This is a genomic window from Pseudomonas fontis (assembly GCF_028656955.1).
In the GTDB taxonomy this organism is placed as follows: Bacteria; Pseudomonadota; Gammaproteobacteria; order Pseudomonadales; family Pseudomonadaceae; genus Aquipseudomonas; species Aquipseudomonas fontis.
The window spans coordinates 1-17,200 of sequence record NZ_JAMDGY010000078.1 but is presented as its reverse complement, the minus strand read 5'-3'; the positions used below and the strand labels follow the sequence as shown (position 1 = coordinate 17,200).

The following is a 17,200-nucleotide window of genomic DNA, read 5'->3' as shown; positions in this document are numbered from 1 at the left end:
ACTTATTCAGTGAGGGATCAGGCAGCAAGAAAACAAACTCTGGCCCTTCCCTTTATCTTCGCCTCGTATAGTTGCTTATCTGCCATCGTTATCAATTGTTGCCAATCTAGATCACCCGCCGGCGTCATGCTTGCGACACCTAATGAGATAGTCACCACGCGATCTACATCGGAAGCAGCATGCTCAATACCCAGCCCACGAATACGTGCTTGCATCTTTTCTGCAATTTCGATGGCTCCAGGAAGATCTGTATTGGGCAAAATGCACGCAAACTCCTCGCCACCATAACGCGCCACCAGGTCATAGGGACGCCTAACCGCTTCTGCTAGTGCCTGAGCAACCGCTCGCAAGCAGGCATCTCCCGCCTGATGCCCATAACGGTCATTGAAGCGTTTGAAAAAATCGACATCGACCATAATCAGCGACAATGGTTTCTGCTCTCGGAAACATTGTCTCCAGTCAGATATCAGGTGCTCATCGAACTTACGCCGATTAGCCACGCCTGTAAGACCGTCCATCATCGCCAGGGTACGCAGCAGGTCGCTCTGTAACTTGAGGGTCAAATGTGTTCGTACACGCGCCCTGACAATTACCGCATTGATAGGCTTACTAATGAAGTCAACAGCTCCCAGCTCAAGCCCTAACACTTCGTCAGAGTCTTGCTGCTGAGCTGTAATGAAAATGATAGGGATAGCACGGGTCAACGGATCGGCCTTTAACCGTCGACAGACTTCGTGACCATCAACGCCTTCCATGACCACGTCTAGTAGGATCAGGTCAGGTAGCTGGGTCTGACACAGGTTGATTGCTTGCTCGCCATTGGTGGCCATGAACACATGACAATATTCACGAAACAGCTCATGCAATACTCGAATATTGGTCGGCTGGTCGTCGACAATTAGGAGTTTAGGGCGAACATGAGTGAGTGGTAACCAAGCTTCCATAAATGGCTCCATCAAGCGATTTTCAAGAGGTCGCGGCCAATCGGTATCGCGGTGCCGAAATCAAGTGACTGCACCAGAATGACTAATTCGTCGAATCGATCGCGCAGCGGCGGTGGTGTTTTTGGCGCCAGTGCATCCGCCAGCTCTATCGCCTGAAGGTTGCCCGCCTCAAGCAATAGCAGAATTTGCTCTAGGGACTCTCGCCACTGTGTGATTGCAATGGGCTCCGAACGGGCATCAACATTCAAGTGCGCGGGCGGATCAAACTCCGTATTCAGTTTCTCAACACTAGCATGCAGCAACTTGCTTAACTCGCCGACACAGGCAGTGCTTGCAAGGACGGTTGGCACCGAAGCGTCGGTGTTGTGCAAAAGCATGGACTCCAGACGACCCGCGAGCGATGAAAGCGCCTTGGCTCCCATGGTGCCAGCACTGCCTTTTATGGCGTGAAGCGTACGTGTCGCTGCTAGAAGATCCTGACGCTGGATCTGATCATGCAACTCAGTCAGTTGCTTCTCGACTTCTGGGCCAAAGTTGCGCAAAACACTGTGAATCAAATCCAGATTGCTGCCAAAACGGCGCATGATTGATTCACGCGGCTCGACAACAGTCTCTTCTACAGCACACTGTTCTTCAGTAGGTACTGTCACGCTGCTCGTAGGTTTCACTTGAAGTAGAAGTGTCGCAACAAGTTGCTCCAAGTCTATAGGCTTACCGATGTGTCCATTCATGCCTGCTGCTAGGCAGGCCTCCCGATCACTGCTGGATGCATTCGCCGTCATCGCTACAATCGGCAGTGTTACGAAACGGCGGTCTCCGCGAATTCGGCGGGTTGCTTCAAAACCATCAATATCCGGCATCTGTATATCCATCAGTACGACATCAAACGGATCACCACCAGCCAGTACCTTGCTTACGCCCTCCAGCCCACCTTCCGCCAGCGTGATCTGCGCTCCCTCTGCTGTCAGCAACTCATCGGCGACCTGCCTATTGAGCATGTTGTCTTCCACTACCAGAAACCGTAGGCCGTCGAGGCGCCGGATCTTGTTGATTACCGGCTCGGCGCAAGACGCCTGGGCTTCGTTAGTGGTGTTGAGCGCACGTTGCACTGCACTTGCCAATTGCTTGGGGGTCACAGGCTTGATGAGGAAACCGATAAAAGGAGCATCTCCGGCTTGATAGGCATCAGCCAATACTTCATGACCATAAGCGGTGATCATGATCACTTTCGGTGGCGCACCACCACTCTGTTGTTTAATCATCCGCGCAGTACTGATGCCGTCCATATCAGCCATTCGCCAGTCCATTAGAATCAGATCATAGGCCTCTCCCTGCGCCCGCGCCTTGTGTACCCACTCCAGGGCTTGAGCGCCACTATTGACGTGATCTGCCTGCCCTCCCAAGGCTTGAACGGCTCTCCATAGCAGCTCTCCGGCGATGGCGTTATCGTCGACAATAAGAATTCGGGTGCTGGCATCGATCGCCGCGTGAGCAAGCTTTGGCAAGGGGGTCGTAGAAATCTCCAGATCAATATCGAACCAGAAACGACTGCCCGTTCCCACCTGACTCTCTACCTGCAGGTCGCCCCCCATCATCCTTACTAGGCGCTTGCAGATCACCAGGCCCAAGCCGGTGCCACCAAAACGCCTAGTGGTCGAGGCCTCGGCCTGAGTGAAACCATCAAAAATCCACTGAAGCTGTTCCCGACTGATACCAATTCCAGTGTCAGATACGGCAACACGTATGCTCACGGTATTTTGGCTGCATTGCAGCAGACTGAGGCTGACTACGACCTGGCCTTGCAGGGTGAACTTCAGAGCATTGCCTGCCAGATTGATCAGCACCTGCTGCAGTCTCAAGCTGTCGCCTATCAGGTCATTTGGCAAGTTCGAATCAAAATCGAACATCACCTCGACCTCTTTCTGTGCCTGGTTACCCGCCAATACAACGGCCAGCTCCTGCATAAGTGCTTCAAGTTCAAAAGGATGCACGTCCAGTTGTAACTTTCCAGCCTCAATCTTGGAGTAATCAAGGATATCGTTAAGCAAGCCCAACAACGACTTAGCAGCACTATGTGCCTTGCTCACATAATCAAGCTGCCGAACACTCAAGTCAGTGTTCTGCACCAACTGCAACATCCCCAGAACTGCATTCATTGGTGTACGAATTTCATGACTCATATTTGCTAAAAACGCAGACTTGGCCGCGCTCGCAGCATCGGCCTGTTCTTTAGCATAAAGCAGCCGAGACTCAAGCTCGCGCTGCGTCGTGATGTCTCGATTAATCCCGGTCAACCGCAATACAACACCCGCGTGGTCACGCTCGACTTGTGCTCCCGCGTGAATAGAACGTACCTGTCCATCAAGACGAACAATGCGAAATATTGAATCGTATACATCCCGCCCTTCGATCGCCGCATCGAGTTCTTGCGCAGCAATTATCAAGTCATCGGGGTGAACGCGGGAGCGCCAGTGCTCATAATTCAACCCATTATTTTGCAACGAAAGTGGTAGATCATAGAGTTCAAACATCCTGTCATTCCATTGCAAGGAGTTATCTTCCAATGTCCAGGACCAGATCCCCAACTCGGCAACTTCTGCAGCCATCAGCAATTGATCACGTGCCGCCAACAGTTCTCCGCGTTGTGTTTGAGTTGTAGCAAGACTAATTGCAAGTTTTTCCTCAACAGCCTTACGCTCAGTAACGTCCACCGCAATGCCCAAGTAACCACTCAATGCTCCGTCATCGTCACGCATAGCAGTAACCGATAATGTCACCGGAAACTGCGAGCCGTCCTTATGGACGTAGGTCCATTCACGGGTTTCCGCCCCCTCAAGTTCAGGCCTATGAGCGAGTACCCGAAACCCCTCGATCGCCAGACCATATTCACTGGTCAATTCGATACTGCGGGCTGCGACTTCCTCGGGGACATGAATCAGCATGGGGTTGTGGACTCCCAGCACTTCTGCGGCGTCATATCCCAGCAAATGCTCGGCGCCATTGTTGAACACACGAATAGTGCCATCCAGATCAGTCGCAATAATTGAGACCTCGGTAGCCGAGCGCAAAACGCTACCCAGCAGCAGATTGAGGTGTCGCAACTCAGACGTTCGTTGGGCGACCTGCTGCTCCAGATTAGAGTTGAGTTCGAGAATCCTGGCTTCTGCCAGCTTTTGCGAGGAAATGTCTCTCAGTGTCTTTGAGACGCCGACCACGTGTCCGGTCTCATCATAAATATGCGATATATTGACCGAAACCTCAACCTGTCGACCGTCCTTACAAATACGTTGCGTATCAAAGTTAGAGATCCGTTCTCCCTCCTTGATACGGGCAAGGTAGTCGGCTTCTTCGGCGACCAACTCCTTGGGAACGATAAGTGCGGCCATGGGCTTGCCGACAGCTTCTTCTGCGGTATAGCCAAGAAGCTGCTCCGCACCTTTGTTCCAGTTGGTCACGATATCGTCGAGAGTCTTGCCGATAATGCCGTCGGCCGAACCATCGACGATGGCGGCCAACCTTGCTTGCTCAGCAAAAATCTGCCGCCGTCGATGGCGGCTGAGGCTCACGACCCCAGTCAAAGCCGCCAACAGCAGGGTTACTAAGCCCCCAAACAAAAGAATGAGCTTTGGTGAGACCTGATGCAGGCGCTCGATAAATGAGGGGTGCGCGCTAAGCACTATCTGCCACTTTCGGCCATAGACCTCACGCTCAAGCTTGTGGGTCATTAGCACCTCATGACTTTTCAAGTCATCGGTACTCTCGTAGAAAACCTCCGCTTTCCCGGGGGTGGTGACATCAGTCAGTTGAAGGTGCACCGTTTCGTTTTCGATACCCAGGTCTTTCAGCACATCTCCAGTCAGGATTGCCGTGTAGGCCCAACCTATCGCCTGCGTCTCACGCTCCGTGACAGTTTCTGGGGTTGCTCCGCCACGGAAGATCGGCATGAGCACCAGGAAGGACTGCTGCGGTTTGCCAGTGGCTTGCACGAGCGTAATGGGAGCGGTGATACGGGCTTTTCCGCTTTTCACAGCACTTAGAGCGGCGGCATGACGGGATTGTTCTGACGCAATGTCCAAGCCGATAGCGGCCTGATTCCCCAGGACAGGTGCAACATACTGAATGATGTAACGCTCACCAGACTGTGGTGAGAACTGACGAACTGAAAAATCCGCTTTGCCATCAGCGCGCGCCAACTTGAGGAACTGACTTTCTTCCTGCTCCGGTACACGTCTCACAAACCCCATCACCCTAGCCCCGGGAAACTCGGTAGCAAAATCACGTGTGAGGCTATATCGGTCGAACGCCTCCCGACTGATGCCATGCTCACCTGCAGTCAACACCACCCCTCGGACACCACGCAGGCCATATTGGTAGAGGTTGAGACGACTCAGGACTGACACCGCCGCGTTTTCAGTGGCCGCAGCGACAGCGTCTGTAGCCCGTTGCTCATTCGTTCGCTCGAGGAGCCAACTCCCGAGAAAACTGAAACCAAAACCCAAGATAAGCGTGGCAATAACGCCCCAGCTCCATGTCCAAGTACTGCGTTTTCTCATCCACCAACTCCCTGCTGGGCGCGGAATTTGCTTCCGCCGCAAAATACCCCCCTGAAAGGGGCCTACTCAGCTTAGTTGGTATGCAACGCTTTCATGAAATAAGTTCAAACACCGTACATTCGCGATCTAGGGAAGGTCTGAAATACCCACCGATTTTTTGATACTCCAGTCATTTGGCGTTCAAAAAGTCGGTGGCCTGCCAACAATCAGGCGTCAGCTCTTCTTAAATCATGGCTTTTCCTTGAATAGCGCCTTTTCGCCACGCATTTCGCGCATCACAGGCGCACCTCTCCCGCAACCAGCAGCCGTTTTCGCATCATCCACAGGTTCGACAGGGCAAATAGCGTGGCCTCCCGCCGGCGACAGGCTGCCGCTTACCACCACATCGTTGGACTGGCTGGCAATCCTGATCTTCTGCTCGACGCCACTGTCAACCACCTGAATAGGCAAAGTGGTGTTCATGTTGATGGTTAACTAAGAGTGGATAGCGCCGGGCGAAACGTGCGTATAAGTCGCTAAGACAAAAAAGCCGCCAGCACAGCGATAAACACCCAGAAGGCATCCGTTTTTCTGCGCGATATGCACACGCCACAAATCCCTGGTGGTTAGTCATACTGCCCGAACACCGAAGTGGGGTGAACGCCCGGATCCCGTTGTATGCGGAGATGAGCTCCATCAACCCTGTGTCTCTGATACCGGCAGCGCTGAAGGCGCGCGGCGATGCGATCGCGATAGGGTTCGTCGGCTCTCTGGCATTGGGGGCAGGCCAGTTCTGCACAAACCCAGGGTTCTTGATCGCTGTCGAGGGCAGGTGGCCCGACAAACACGTGAAGCTGTCGCCGCACAGACAATGCTTACGCTGGGGATACATGCCGCCTTCGCAAAAGGGTCGCCGCTCTCTAATCAAAACCCACGGCGCAGGTAAGGCGTAAGTGCCAGGTCGTCTCACTCCCCGTCAATTGCAGCTCGCCCCAAGAGCTCGACAGTCGGCTTTTTTCGTTTGTAAGCATGCCCGCCGAGGGGGCCATGGTAACCGGGCGGCCCTTCCCATTTATGCGATACGCCAGTCGACTTGAGTAAGGCCTCAGGGTCGATGCCATTTTTGGCAAAAAACTCCAAATCCCATTCGAAGAAACTGGAAATCGCAATTATAACTCGTAGGGGGTTTGCCGAAGCCCAGTTCATGCTATTGGTGTTCAGTGGGAGATTTAACTTTATGGCCTCAACCATCCCCCATATCAAACGTCGTAACCGAAAATGCCATACGGACTCAAGGCTTCGCTCGATTACCTCACTCATTAACGGGAATTTCTGCTTACGAATAGCTGGGGCTAGTGCCACACGCACGGGCAGCGTTTTCAGCATGTTACTCAGATTCACTCGCTGCTGGTGTTTGGTGACGTTGTACATTTTTTCTAGGGCTGCTTGGATGGTATCTGCATACAACTGGTCTCTTGGATCGCAGCTTTCTCCAATAGAAACAGGTTCGCGCTTGGCCGAGCTAAGTTTTGCCACTAACCATTTGCCGTCATTTTCTTTGAGCCACCGAGTGGCTTTATAAGCGTTCGTCCAAAGGTGCTCCATCTCAACGTCTGACTTCAACGCCAGTAGCGTTTCAATTTTTTGTCGATACTGGTCCTTCCTGCTAGGCTCACCACCCTTACTTTTGTTTATGGCCGGCGAGACCGGTTTAGCAGCACCGAGAATGATTGCTTCACTACTCAGAGAAATTTCAAATTTCTCAGCACTGCCGAATAGGTGAAGAGCAATAATCAAGTGCCGTGCCAGCGGCATGTCTATTTGTCCCTTGTAAACCCGGAACCGAATCCAAGTATCCAGCTTTCCTTGCTCAAAGGCTCTGTCCATTTTCGACAGTATCTCATCACTATACTTATCTCGAATACTGGCGATCAGCTTAGCGGTGCTAACAAGCCCACCGTGATTAAATCCTAGTGTCTTGCATTTCCGTATGAAGCTGGAGCACAGCACCTTACTGCATACCGGCGGAATATTTCGCTGCAAAATTTCGTGCGCGAACGTAGCGAATTTCACCTCAATATCTGAGCATTTGCTCCCTACGGTCGCCGACAAAGGACTCCATCCACATAGGCATTCTTCAGATAAATTCGGAAGAAATTTCAGCTTCCGATAGAACGGAAGTGAACATTTAGGACAGGCATGGATGAGCGTCTCGCCATGACGCCAGCATGCAATGACTCCAGGTAGATGGTGTGAGCGATGCCAGTAGGAGTATCCAACCTCCAGGAGGTCCTGCTGGACGCAACTTAGACAAATTCTCGCCTTGCCGTGGATTGTTGACTCTCGACGGGGAACACGTGCCACCTCATGAGCTTGGAGCCCACCTGCTTCCTGGTCCGTCCCTTCGCTTAGGCCCAGGAAAGGTCGATAGGCCGGGAAAATCGTATTGCTGCTGATCAACTCGTAAAGGTTGCTTTCCATGTCACCTGGCAACCGCGCGGCAAGGTGATTGATCTGCTTGGGAAGCATTCCGACGCCGAACGGGCTCGAGCCAAACAGATCACGGAATGTTTCTGCCTCGGTTCTATTTCCAGACAGAAAATGGTACCGCGTGATGCGCGAATGCAGCATCTCGTCCGGCATCGACATCGGAAAAAAAAGTAGATCAGACATTATCCATCGACTTACGGGATAGGGAGCAGGAATGACACTTCTCAAATGTTTCGGCAACCCTTTTAACACACAAAATCCTGTATCAGGGTTAGGATTTTTGAATTCTTTTTAGATCAGGAAAAATTCAACACTGAGCTCTAACACCGTACTTCTCTACATTTTTATATACACTTTCAATTTTTTCGAAACCTCAACCCAGTAAAACTGGGGCTGCACAGGTACTGCACCCGAAATAGGGCTTCACACAATTGCACAGAAAATGCCTTTCTTCGCCTCGCCAGTGCTAAGCCGGGAAAGCCTGAGTGGAATGAAGACTGCATGCCCTCAGACAGGAAAGGTCCGGAAACCGTGGAAGGGCCGCGGTCGCGTGTGGGGACGGCTGAGTGCCGCGAGAAAGAAGGGCGGGAGGGGACCAATCGCCGATTGATCCCGTATTGAATCAGGGCTTCAGCCAAGACTCGACAGTGCTGGCCCCGTACTGAGACTTCCAGAGCTTCAGGGTTTTGTGATTACCCCCTTTGGTCTCTACCACTTCTCCGCTGTGAGGATTCAAGTATACCTTCAGGGCACGAGGCTTACGCTCCGGCTTTTGCTTGGGTTCTGTGACAGTGCGTGTAACCCCAGCCTTGGGGTCGAGCAGCTCGATGACCTGCCGCAGGCCAACGCCGTACTCGACCAGAAGGGCGCGAAGCTTCTGCTCAAATACGATTTCGCGTTTGAGCCCTTCATCATTTTTCATCGCTTCGAGCTCGGCCAACTGAGCGGCGAGCTGTTTTTCCAGGTGACGAAATTCAACCAAGCGTGACATTTGATAACTCCAGTTATTGGGACTACCCATCATCCTAAAGAAACGTGGAGCTTTATGCACGAAGCCTAGGAATATGGTGCCTCAGCACCGTATACGAATTACACTGCCGGCTGAATCTTGTGGCCTCGCAGCTTGATCGTGAGCTGAGGCGAATTTTCGACAGCACCGCGCAACTTTAGAGTTCCGTCCTGATAGTTCACACACCCTTTGGCCAACAACGTGTCATTATAGATTCTCACGACACTCACATTGCCCTCACGATACTTACGAACGGTAAACCGTGATTCGAAGTCACCGGACTCTCTCGGGATTTCCATTTGATAGAGGTAGTGAGTATCGTCTCCGCTCACCGAGCCATCCTTTACAACCACCAGCCCTTCACCAAAATCGCCGGTGCTTGCGCGAAACTCCACATGAAAAACTCCACTACTTGAATCGCCCCGGGTTTCGTAGACACCTCTTTGCCTTAAACTGAAGCCAATTAGGAGGTGCCATGAGCAACCCGCGTTACCCCGAAGAATTCAAAATCCAAGCGGTCAATCAAGTGACCGAAAAGAAGCTGCCTGTCGCTGATGTAGCGGCTCGGCTTGGCGTGTCGACGCATAGCCTCTATGCCTGGATAAAGCGCTACAGCAAACCTCAAGAAGAACGGCAGCAGGATGATGATCAGCACGCTGAGCTGCGTCGTCTGCGAGCGGAACTCAAGCGGGTGACTGAAGAGCGAGACATATTAAAAAAGGCCGCCGCGTACTTTGCCAAGGAGTGCGGCTGAAGTACGCCTTTATCAAACAGCGCGCGGGCGACTATTCGGTTCGACGGCTTTGCCTGACGCTGAAAGTCCATCCCAGCGGTTATTACGCCTGGCTGTCTGAGCCGCAATCTGCACGCGCTAAAGACGATCAGCGACTGCTGGGTTTAATCAAGCACTCCTGGCTGGAGAGCGGCGGCGTTTATGGGTATCGCAAAATCTATGATGATCTGCGCGAGGTCGGAGAAGACTGTGGTCGCCATCGTGTGGCGAGGCTGATGCGTCTTGAAGGGCTGCGCTCTCAGACAGGGTATCGACGTCGCCCTGGAAAGTACGGCGGTAAGCCAGCGGTCGCCTCACCCAATTTGTTGAAGCGCCAGTTCGATGTCGTAGAACCCAACAAGGTTTGGGTCACCGACATCACCTACATTCGTACGTATGAAGGCTGGCTGTATTTGGCAGTGGTGTTGGATCTGTTTTCTCGTCAGATCGTTGGCTGGTCAATGAAGTCGCAGATGACCAGTGATTTGGCAATTGATGCGTTATTGATGGCGGTTTGGAGGCGTAAACCGAAACAGGAGGTGATGGTTCACTCCGACCAGGGCAGCCAATACAGCATCTCCGATTGGCGCAGCTTTTTGAAGGCGAACAATTTGGTTGCCAGTATGAGTCGTCGAGGCAACTGTCATGACAATGCCGTGGCCGAGAGCTTTTTCCAGCTTCTGAAACGGGAACGGATCAAGCGGAAAATCTACACCACACGGGAAGATGCACGTAGTGATGTGTTTGATTACATCGAGATGTTCTACAACGCGAAACGTCGTCATGGTTTCAACAATCAGCTGTCGCCGGTAGAGTTTGAAAAGCGTTACGCAATGAGCTTGCAGGGTGTCTAAAGAACCCGGGGCGATTCAACTCATACCGAAAGCCTCTACTGATTTTAATATTCAAGCGCAGTAGATGTGCTTAAGGCAACTGGATATATGCTGTAACCTTTTGTAAGCCGGGTCAATACGTCACGTCCATTTCACTACGTAAACTAAAAAGCAGACTGAATGGGTTTGAAAATTGGATTTACTGCCTAATGCTCGCCATTCTATAGAGTGACGATTTCGAGATGGGCTTACCCTCAGAGATCAGCTTGAGCCTTGCCCACCGCAATCGCCGTTTGTGGAACACCTCCGACGACTCACAGACTTTGCGTAGTACTAGTGCACAGAGGGGCAGCTTCGTAAGTTGCTTCTCAAAGCGAGAGAGCGCATGTAGCTCTCGACCGATCCTCGTGCGTGAGATCCAAGCGGGCTTTCCCGGCAATGCGCGAAGCGCTTTGGCACATAATCCAACTGCTTCGGCCAGTTGCGCATCGAGAGCGGCGAAGACCTGGGCGCTATTCACTCGAGGCGCGTGCCCAGCGCTATGCTTGGCCGTGTATTCGGACAACCAGGTCCGATCACAGCGGTACAACCAGGCATACCCCCGACAGGCATGTGCCTTGTGATCGCGATAGTCAATCTCGAAGGCCGTTCGCTTTTCGTCGCGGGTCTTGCGCCACCGTGCCTCCTTCCAGGCCTCTGGTCCGCCAGGTATCTCACGGATAGCCCGATAGACATAGCTCAGGGAGACACCCAACTCGACGGCAATCATTCTGGCATCGGCCCCCGTGAGGGCTCGGGTCCACACGATAACCGCCGAGCCATCCAAAACCTTGACGGGAATCGCTGCAGGATCGCTCGCCGGTAGATTTACGCGATTTTTTGGTACGGGCGCCGCTTCGGGTTCAACTAGACGGCCAACACCTAGCACGTCTGCCATATCGATCCTCAACGCGCTGGCCAGCAGGATGTACTTGAGAGGATGGTGGGAACCTCTAGGCTTGCGTAGAAGCTTGGTGACCCAGGAAGTCGGCACCCCCTCGCACGACTCTACAAGAACCGAAAATTCGCAGGCACGCGGGAGCCCCGCACAGTAACAGACCATGTGCTGTGCTAGCTGCTCAAGATGCAGACGCAGTGCCTTGGAGGCAAGGTGGAACTCCGCCACGCCTTGCAAAAGCTTGGAGCGCACAGCCGACTGCGATAACGCACTAGCTCCCGATTGGAGCACCTGCTGAGAGCGCACAGCGATGTCGTGAAGCGCAGGCACGAAGTGCGGCGGAATATCGAGGTCGAGGGCGTGTGCCCGCACGCTTTCGTCATCGGGAAGGTTGAGTTGCCAGGAGATTCGGCTGGACCAGCGAAAATCTAGAACCCTAAGCAAGGTCCCGTGGTATGGACACACCAGTACGCCCGGAAGCAGATGAACCCTATGCCAGTAAGCGACTCCACCTTCAACCTGGTCCTGGGCAACACATGCTTCGCAGAAGCGCACTCTGGAGGCGAACTCAACCCGGCTAGCGTTGACGCCCAGCTTCAGCATCAATCCGCGACCATCGCCAGCCATCGAGGCGCAAGCGTGTTCCACCTGGTTCTGACTTAAAAAGGGCGCAAAGTACGGCAACAGCGTATGACGGCCGATCATTTCGGCTACCGACAATTCGGTGCAGGTGGGAAGCATGTCGGCAAGATCGCCCAGCCGGGACGGGAAGGGTGCATTCTGTGAAAACGCCGGGGCGGATTTCGCGCCGGCAAAAGCTCCATGCCAGCTTCGAACACCGCAAAGCCGTACATAGCGAGAAACCAAGCTGTGCAGCGTCTCGTCAGGGAATGCAGTGGGGAAGAAATGAAGTTTGGTGCCCATTTCACCACCTAGGGGGGTTACCCCTTGCGATATGTCGGCGAAAATTCGAACAGGTCGTTGTTCAGCCATCCAGCTTCCCGAAGAGCATCAAGTGGAGTCTTGTGCTCAATCAGTGCATCCAGCTCTGAGGTATCTACAGCAACTGCAATCGGCGGTTGGTTCACTTGAGCGGGACAGGCAGTAGAAGAGCCGGCAGGAGTCGACGCTGGCGATTTTTCGCGATGCCCCACACCCCGAAGCAGAGCAAGGCGTTCCGCCCGTGGTAGCCCGTCCAGCGCCATCATGTCGAGTAGTTGATCCTCAATCGGCAGCAGATCATCAAACTGTTTCATTCGCTTAGAATCTCTGCTGCGCAGAGCTGACAGAGCCGGCTTCAGGATCTGCATCTTGGAGTTACTCACCTTCTCAATGATCTCGGCGGTCACACACTCCAATCCGCTCTGAATCGCATAGCGCTGGCTCAGCACGAGCAACTTAACCAGGAAATCGGTGACGCCCTGAGTGTGCTCGTACAGCACATCATAAATTTCGCCGGTCAACTCTGCCGCCTGCCGACACCACTGGTAGCTCCAGAGGTTATTGACCAGCATGCGCCACTCGTCATCATCTCGCTCAAAGCGTTTGAATTCGATTGTTCCGATTCCACAGACTCGGCGGGCGATACGCATGACTTCTGAGAACAGGGAGATCATCGAGTTCGTACCGCTGAAAACGACGGGAATGCCGATGTTGTTCACCAGGTTCAGGAAGAAAGTCAACATGCTGTCCTTACCACCCGTTTTCGCCAAGTGAAGGTTTTGCAGCTCGTCGATCAGCAAGGCACCGATAAAGAACGTGCTGGCCACCTGCTCCATCTGTTTCAGAGCGTCTTCAATGTTCCGGTACCTGAACCGCTTGTAGTAGTTCTCGTCTCCCAGCGCTTTGCCCACTGCATGGAAGAACTGCAGGCAGAACCCTGCCAAGGACCCGTCCCGGGGACAGTCGAGCTTGAGCCAAGTAATTTGGGTGTGGATAAACTGCTTCCCGTCATACCGCTCATGCCGAATCGTCTGTGGATAAAGGCTCAAGATGGCATGGAGCGCCGTCGATTTTCCAATTCCGCTCAGGCCAACAATCGTGAATGACTCCGCAGTGGACTTGAAGCCGCCGTTGTAACGCTGCGTGCCCGACAGTGAGTGCAGATGCCGGACCGTAGCAGGTGACGTCGGATTACGCCCAACGTAACCGCGGCGGATAAGCAGGGAGAACTGAGCCTCCAGATCTAGGTGCAGCAAGAACGGTTGAACCACCGTTCTCAGCCGATCAATACAGTGCAGTCGGGTAGCACCTTCAAGTGCCAACTCTTCCGGGTCAACCGGCTGAGGAAGGTTCGAAATCAGCTCCATGGCCACCTCCTCCGAAAGAATTGGGGGTAGGGCCTCAATCAGCGGATTGCCCGCGTATTCGCGAATGTCCTGCTTGATGTAGCTCGCTAACGTCAGTGCGCCTTTCATTGCGTCTGTCCTGGGCGAATTCGTTTGAGCAGATCGATGACCTGCGCAGTGCGCGGTCCGGCGTAGGACTCTTTGGCAGCCGGAACCTGTGTAGAGGCCGGTCGAGCAGGCTCCGCACGGACACCATCAGGAACTACCGCATTCTCACGCTCCCGCGCCTTTTCTTCGGCGCGGTTTTCGCGAATGTTCCCCACTGCCTCAGCCTTTGTAGTGGGAGCAGGCTCAAGCTTGCGCTCTGCGGCTGCGTCGCCAAGGATCTGATTAATCTCATCGGCAAGCTGAACACGGCCTTCCAGCTCGGCGTGGATATGAACGGGGGGCTTTTGACGATAGGCTTCGAGCAGATCGTAGATTTCATCCGACCGATAATTGGCATATTGGACCTCCGACTTCCGGAGATCGCAGCGGATGAACTGCTTGGCGTCACCTTGGATCCAGATATGCGCTGCTGAGTTTGGGTCGTACCAACACTCGACCGACCAGACCCCGCTGCTACGGGCCTTGGCAAACCACTGCTTCTCCACCGCCATCTCACAGACGTAATGCATGCCTCGGAACATCAGCCCGCGCTTTTGAACTGTTGCGCGCTCTCGAGGCAGCAGGTGAAGGTACACTAACTCGTCCGGGCGGTTGTTAGGCTCGATCAACTCGTTCTCGGAAGCCCAGGTCCAGATCCCGATTGGGGTAGGCTCGACGCCATCTTTCATCATCGCCTGTGTCAGCCGCTCAGGCTGCCGGTGATGACGGTTGTAGTGAAGGACGCTCTTGATGGTGATTCGAGTGAACTCTTTCAGATTGAGCCTTGCGTCCAACCGGTAATCCCTCTCCCCACGCTCTTTTTCGCGCGCAGCGACTCCACCTGGAAGCCACCTGATTCCGGTGAGGTGATTCAAAATGCCGAACCGGCTCTCGACCATCGACTTCCAATCTGGCCGGTAAGGCGGAGCAGTCCCCATTTCGATACCCAATCCCGAAGCGAGCCCTTCTGCTGCTAGCGACAGCATCTCACCCCTGTCAGCGTAAATGCTGTTGGGCAGGTGATGGCAGTCCCACTCTTCAGGACTGATCTCAACACCGTTCTGCGCGCAAAAATCGACCTTTGAGTTAAATGCATTGAACAGCGCTTGCCTGGCACCATTCCAGCTAGGGCCTTCCAAGCCAACATACAGCCCCACGATCATGCCGGAAAAACTATCAATGACGACATAAACAACAGGCCGACCGATGATCATCCGTCTAGAGTAACTGTTCACCAAATAGATATCGGCAACAGTCGCATCGATTTCGAACTGGTGACAGGGCCCCCGAAGCCAGTCGCGTACTGTACCTGTCAGAGGGCGGCAATCCTTGAGCCACTTGGTCATCCCCTTTCGCCCACGCGCAGTTTGGACTTCATCGAAAAATATTTGTCCCCAGTACCTAAACTGCCTTTGGTTTGGGATCTCCTCTTGTGGAAGCAGGCGAAGCTCTTGCTCACCTTTCTTTGAAGGATCTCGAACTGAATAAAACATCCTCAACATTTCAGTGTAAGCACTAGAAATTGTGGATGTTTTGTCATCTACATAAAGTTCATACCCTACTTTAATGCAGCGTTTGTCGACCGCGTTTAACATTTTGGTTGGGGGGAGCAGCACACCTTGGAATTTAGGTTTCGGCCCAGGTGGTCTTCTTGAGTCGTAATTTCTTGACGCAACCCCTACCGCAGCGTAGTTCTTCAACAATGCATTGCGCACCTGGCCGAAAATCCAATAGCGATAAAGCAGCCGATAAATAGTTTTCCTTTGTATACCAAGGTCTGCAGCTCTATTGCCTACCAAACGCCCCATTTCACCGTTGACGAAAATCTGACCCGGGTAATCAGGATCAAACAGTGGGGCTATGATGCCCCATTTTTCGTCCCTGCTTTGCTTCGCTTTTTCATCAAGATCCTCCTCCAGAACCATCATGAATTCTGGGGTGACGACGGTTACCGGTTTGGTATCACCCGTTTCAGCCGAGCGGCGCAAGTCCCCAAGGCTAGCACCATATGGCTGCTTGGGTGGACCAACCAGATCAATTAACACTGCCAGGTCATTTTTTTCATCGATGTAGATGACCCTAACCATGGAGGCTATGACCGAACTCTCGGTAACAGGCTCAAAAACGCCATTCATGAAAACACTCATGACGCACTCTCTCTCAACAAAGCCTGAGGTTGGAATACTTCGAATTTCGGTAGGGGACCTGTAAGTAAAAGTGCAGAGTTGGTCAAATCAACCTTTAAAACCTTGGTCCAAATCAGATGGAAGAATATTCCACGAGCATCGGCATAGTTTATTGACAGTCGAGAAGCAATTTTTCGCAGACAGTCCGCCAACGTCCATGGATAGAATTTGCTTTCCTCCAAATTCTCAATGAAACTTTTATGCAGAGCTGGCTTCATTAATTCTCGTGGCAACTTGGCGTAGCTTCTGAGCAAACCGAGATTTTTAACAAGATTCGGAGTGAAATACTCTTCGGTGATGATGGTCCAATCAACACCTTGGCTCTGCCAGAAGCGCCGCTCAATTGCAAACTTTGCTAAAGTTTGCTTGTACCCGTCGCCTTGCAAGTCGGACCGATATTTAACCGTTCTCGCAATCGATTTGAGGCTTCCGTCTGGTGTCCTGACGGTCAGGAGGAAGTCTGTAGTCATCACGCAGGGCTGCTTGGTGCGTGGGTACATCGGATAGCGTACACCGATCGCGCTGGCTATAGCTTGGGCCTGCGGGAGGGGCAGCAGAGGATACTGCTCACGAATATCGACGACGTCTTCAGAGAATTCGGTGACTAGGAAGTAGGACCGCTCCAGGTCCGACAGGAGGTGATGGATCCGGTCGATCTTTACGCCTTGGATTTTGTGGGACCTCCCCCTCGACGGGACATCCTGGACACGCAACCAAGGCACATAATCGACCCCGACACCTCCCCCAAATCCATTCGCAATGTGCCGTTCGATATCCTGCTGTGATGCAAATCTTCGACCTCGCAACCCCCGCCTCCTCAGTTCACACGAACCGCTTCACCTCATGCCGGAAAATAGTTGTAGGAAAAAATGACCTCATCGGGGCATTTTTGGGGTCGACTCCTACACTACACCCGCTGGAATTCGAAGCGATGAATCCAGACCAAAGGAAGATCCAGAAATGGAAAACCCCCGTAAATACGGGGGTTTATGGCTTGTGTCAATCTATAATTCTTTGTGTCAAACTTTAATGCCCTGTGTCAATCTTTAATGCAAAAACACA

Annotated in this window: 11 protein-coding genes and 1 pseudogene; 2 read left to right on the top strand and 10 right to left on the bottom strand. The window is 52.9% G+C overall.

Annotated elements, in window-relative coordinates; genetic code table 11:
• Positions 1–17: 17 nt before the first annotated feature.
• From M5G11_RS21510 to M5G11_RS21500, 3 genes are all read right to left on the bottom strand, one after another.
• On the bottom strand, positions 18–944 hold the full coding sequence (locus tag M5G11_RS21510) for a diguanylate cyclase (RefSeq protein ID WP_273912883.1): 927 nt from the start codon (positions 942–944) through the stop codon (positions 18–20).
• Between the two features lie 11 nt (positions 945–955).
• Positions 956–5,497, bottom strand: a complete 4,542-nt coding sequence (locus tag M5G11_RS21505; protein ID WP_273912884.1) for a PAS domain-containing hybrid sensor histidine kinase/response regulator — start codon at positions 5,495–5,497, stop codon at positions 956–958.
• A 228-nt stretch (positions 5,498–5,725) separates the two neighbouring features.
• The gene (locus tag M5G11_RS21500) at positions 5,726–5,959 is read right to left on the bottom strand and encodes a hypothetical protein (protein WP_273912885.1); all 234 of its coding nucleotides are present in this window, start codon (positions 5,957–5,959) and stop codon (positions 5,726–5,728) included.
• A gap of 185 nt (positions 5,960–6,144) precedes the next feature.
• Here M5G11_RS21500 and M5G11_RS27765 point away from each other — a divergent pair.
• A pseudogene (locus M5G11_RS27765) lies at positions 6,145–6,386 on the top strand (aldehyde dehydrogenase (NADP(+))); the annotation flags it as partial.
• A gap of 56 nt (positions 6,387–6,442) precedes the next feature.
• On the opposite strand, the gene M5G11_RS21490 reads toward M5G11_RS27765, so the two are convergent.
• The 3 genes from M5G11_RS21490 to M5G11_RS21480 form a co-directional block, all read right to left on the bottom strand.
• Positions 6,443–8,149, bottom strand: a complete 1,707-nt coding sequence (locus tag M5G11_RS21490; RefSeq protein ID WP_273912886.1) for a TniQ family protein — start codon at positions 8,147–8,149, stop codon at positions 6,443–6,445.
• 439 nt (positions 8,150–8,588) lie between these two features.
• Complete coding sequence (locus tag M5G11_RS21485; RefSeq protein ID WP_273912887.1) at positions 8,589–8,957, bottom strand: histone-like nucleoid-structuring protein, MvaT/MvaU family; 369 nt, start codon at positions 8,955–8,957, stop codon at positions 8,589–8,591.
• Positions 8,958–9,055: 98 nt separating this feature from the next.
• Positions 9,056–9,370 carry a GrlR family regulatory protein gene (locus M5G11_RS21480; protein ID WP_420793857.1) on the bottom strand — a complete coding sequence of 105 codons (315 nt, stop codon included), beginning with the start codon at positions 9,368–9,370 and terminating at the stop codon, positions 9,056–9,058.
• Between the two features lie 80 nt (positions 9,371–9,450).
• On the opposite strand from M5G11_RS21480, the gene M5G11_RS21475 reads away from it, so the two are divergent.
• Positions 9,451–10,601, top strand: a protein-coding gene (locus tag M5G11_RS21475) for an IS3 family transposase (protein WP_273912888.1) whose coding sequence is annotated in 2 segments (ribosomal slippage) — positions 9,451–9,688 and positions 9,688–10,601 — 1,152 coding nt in all. Because the reading frame shifts where the segments join, the coding sequence is not laid out codon by codon here.
• Between the two features lie 178 nt (positions 10,602–10,779).
• Here M5G11_RS21475 and M5G11_RS21470 read toward each other — a convergent pair.
• From M5G11_RS21470 to M5G11_RS21455, 4 genes are read right to left on the bottom strand one after another with little or no spacing between them, the layout of a single operon-like run.
• Entirely contained in the window at positions 10,780–12,441 is a 1,662-nt protein-coding gene (locus tag M5G11_RS21470) for a TnsD family Tn7-like transposition protein (RefSeq protein ID WP_273912889.1), read from the bottom strand.
• Positions 12,442–12,458: 17 nt separating this feature from the next.
• Complete coding sequence (locus M5G11_RS21465) at positions 12,459–13,934, bottom strand: ATP-binding protein (protein WP_273912890.1); 1,476 nt, start codon at positions 13,932–13,934, stop codon at positions 12,459–12,461.
• Positions 13,931–16,099: a Mu transposase C-terminal domain-containing protein gene (locus M5G11_RS21460; RefSeq protein WP_273912891.1), complete on the bottom strand. Its 2,169-nt coding sequence runs from the start codon at positions 16,097–16,099 to the stop codon at positions 13,931–13,933. The genes M5G11_RS21465 and M5G11_RS21460 overlap by 4 nt, the downstream gene beginning before the upstream one ends.
• Entirely contained in the window at positions 16,096–16,944 is an 849-nt protein-coding gene (locus M5G11_RS21455; protein WP_273912892.1) for a TnsA endonuclease N-terminal domain-containing protein, read from the bottom strand. Before M5G11_RS21455 ends, M5G11_RS21460 begins: the two co-directional genes overlap by 4 nt.
• Between the last annotated feature and the right edge of the window lie 256 nt (positions 16,945–17,200).

Bases quoted from the DNA above. Each gene is read 5' to 3' on its own strand.
- M5G11_RS21510 (WP_273912883.1), bottom strand. From the start codon at position 944: ATGGAAGCTTGGTTACCACTCACTCATGTTCGCCCTAAACTCCTAATT.
- M5G11_RS21505 (WP_273912884.1), bottom strand. From the start codon at position 5,497: ATGAGAAAACGCAGTACTTGGACATGGAGCTGGGGCGTTATTGCCACG.
- M5G11_RS21500 (WP_273912885.1), bottom strand. From the start codon at position 5,959: ATGAACACCACTTTGCCTATTCAGGTGGTTGACAGTGGCGTCGAGCAG.
- M5G11_RS21490 (WP_273912886.1), bottom strand. From the start codon at position 8,149: ATGTCTGATCTACTTTTTTTTCCGATGTCGATGCCGGACGAGATGCTG.
- M5G11_RS21485 (WP_273912887.1), bottom strand. From the start codon at position 8,957: ATGTCACGCTTGGTTGAATTTCGTCACCTGGAAAAACAGCTCGCCGCT.
- M5G11_RS21470 (WP_273912889.1), bottom strand. From the start codon at position 12,441: ATGGGCACCAAACTTCATTTCTTCCCCACTGCATTCCCTGACGAGACG.
- M5G11_RS21465 (WP_273912890.1), bottom strand. From the start codon at position 13,934: ATGAAAGGCGCACTGACGTTAGCGAGCTACATCAAGCAGGACATTCGC.
- M5G11_RS21460 (WP_273912891.1), bottom strand. From the start codon at position 16,099: ATGAGTGTTTTCATGAATGGCGTTTTTGAGCCTGTTACCGAGAGTTCG.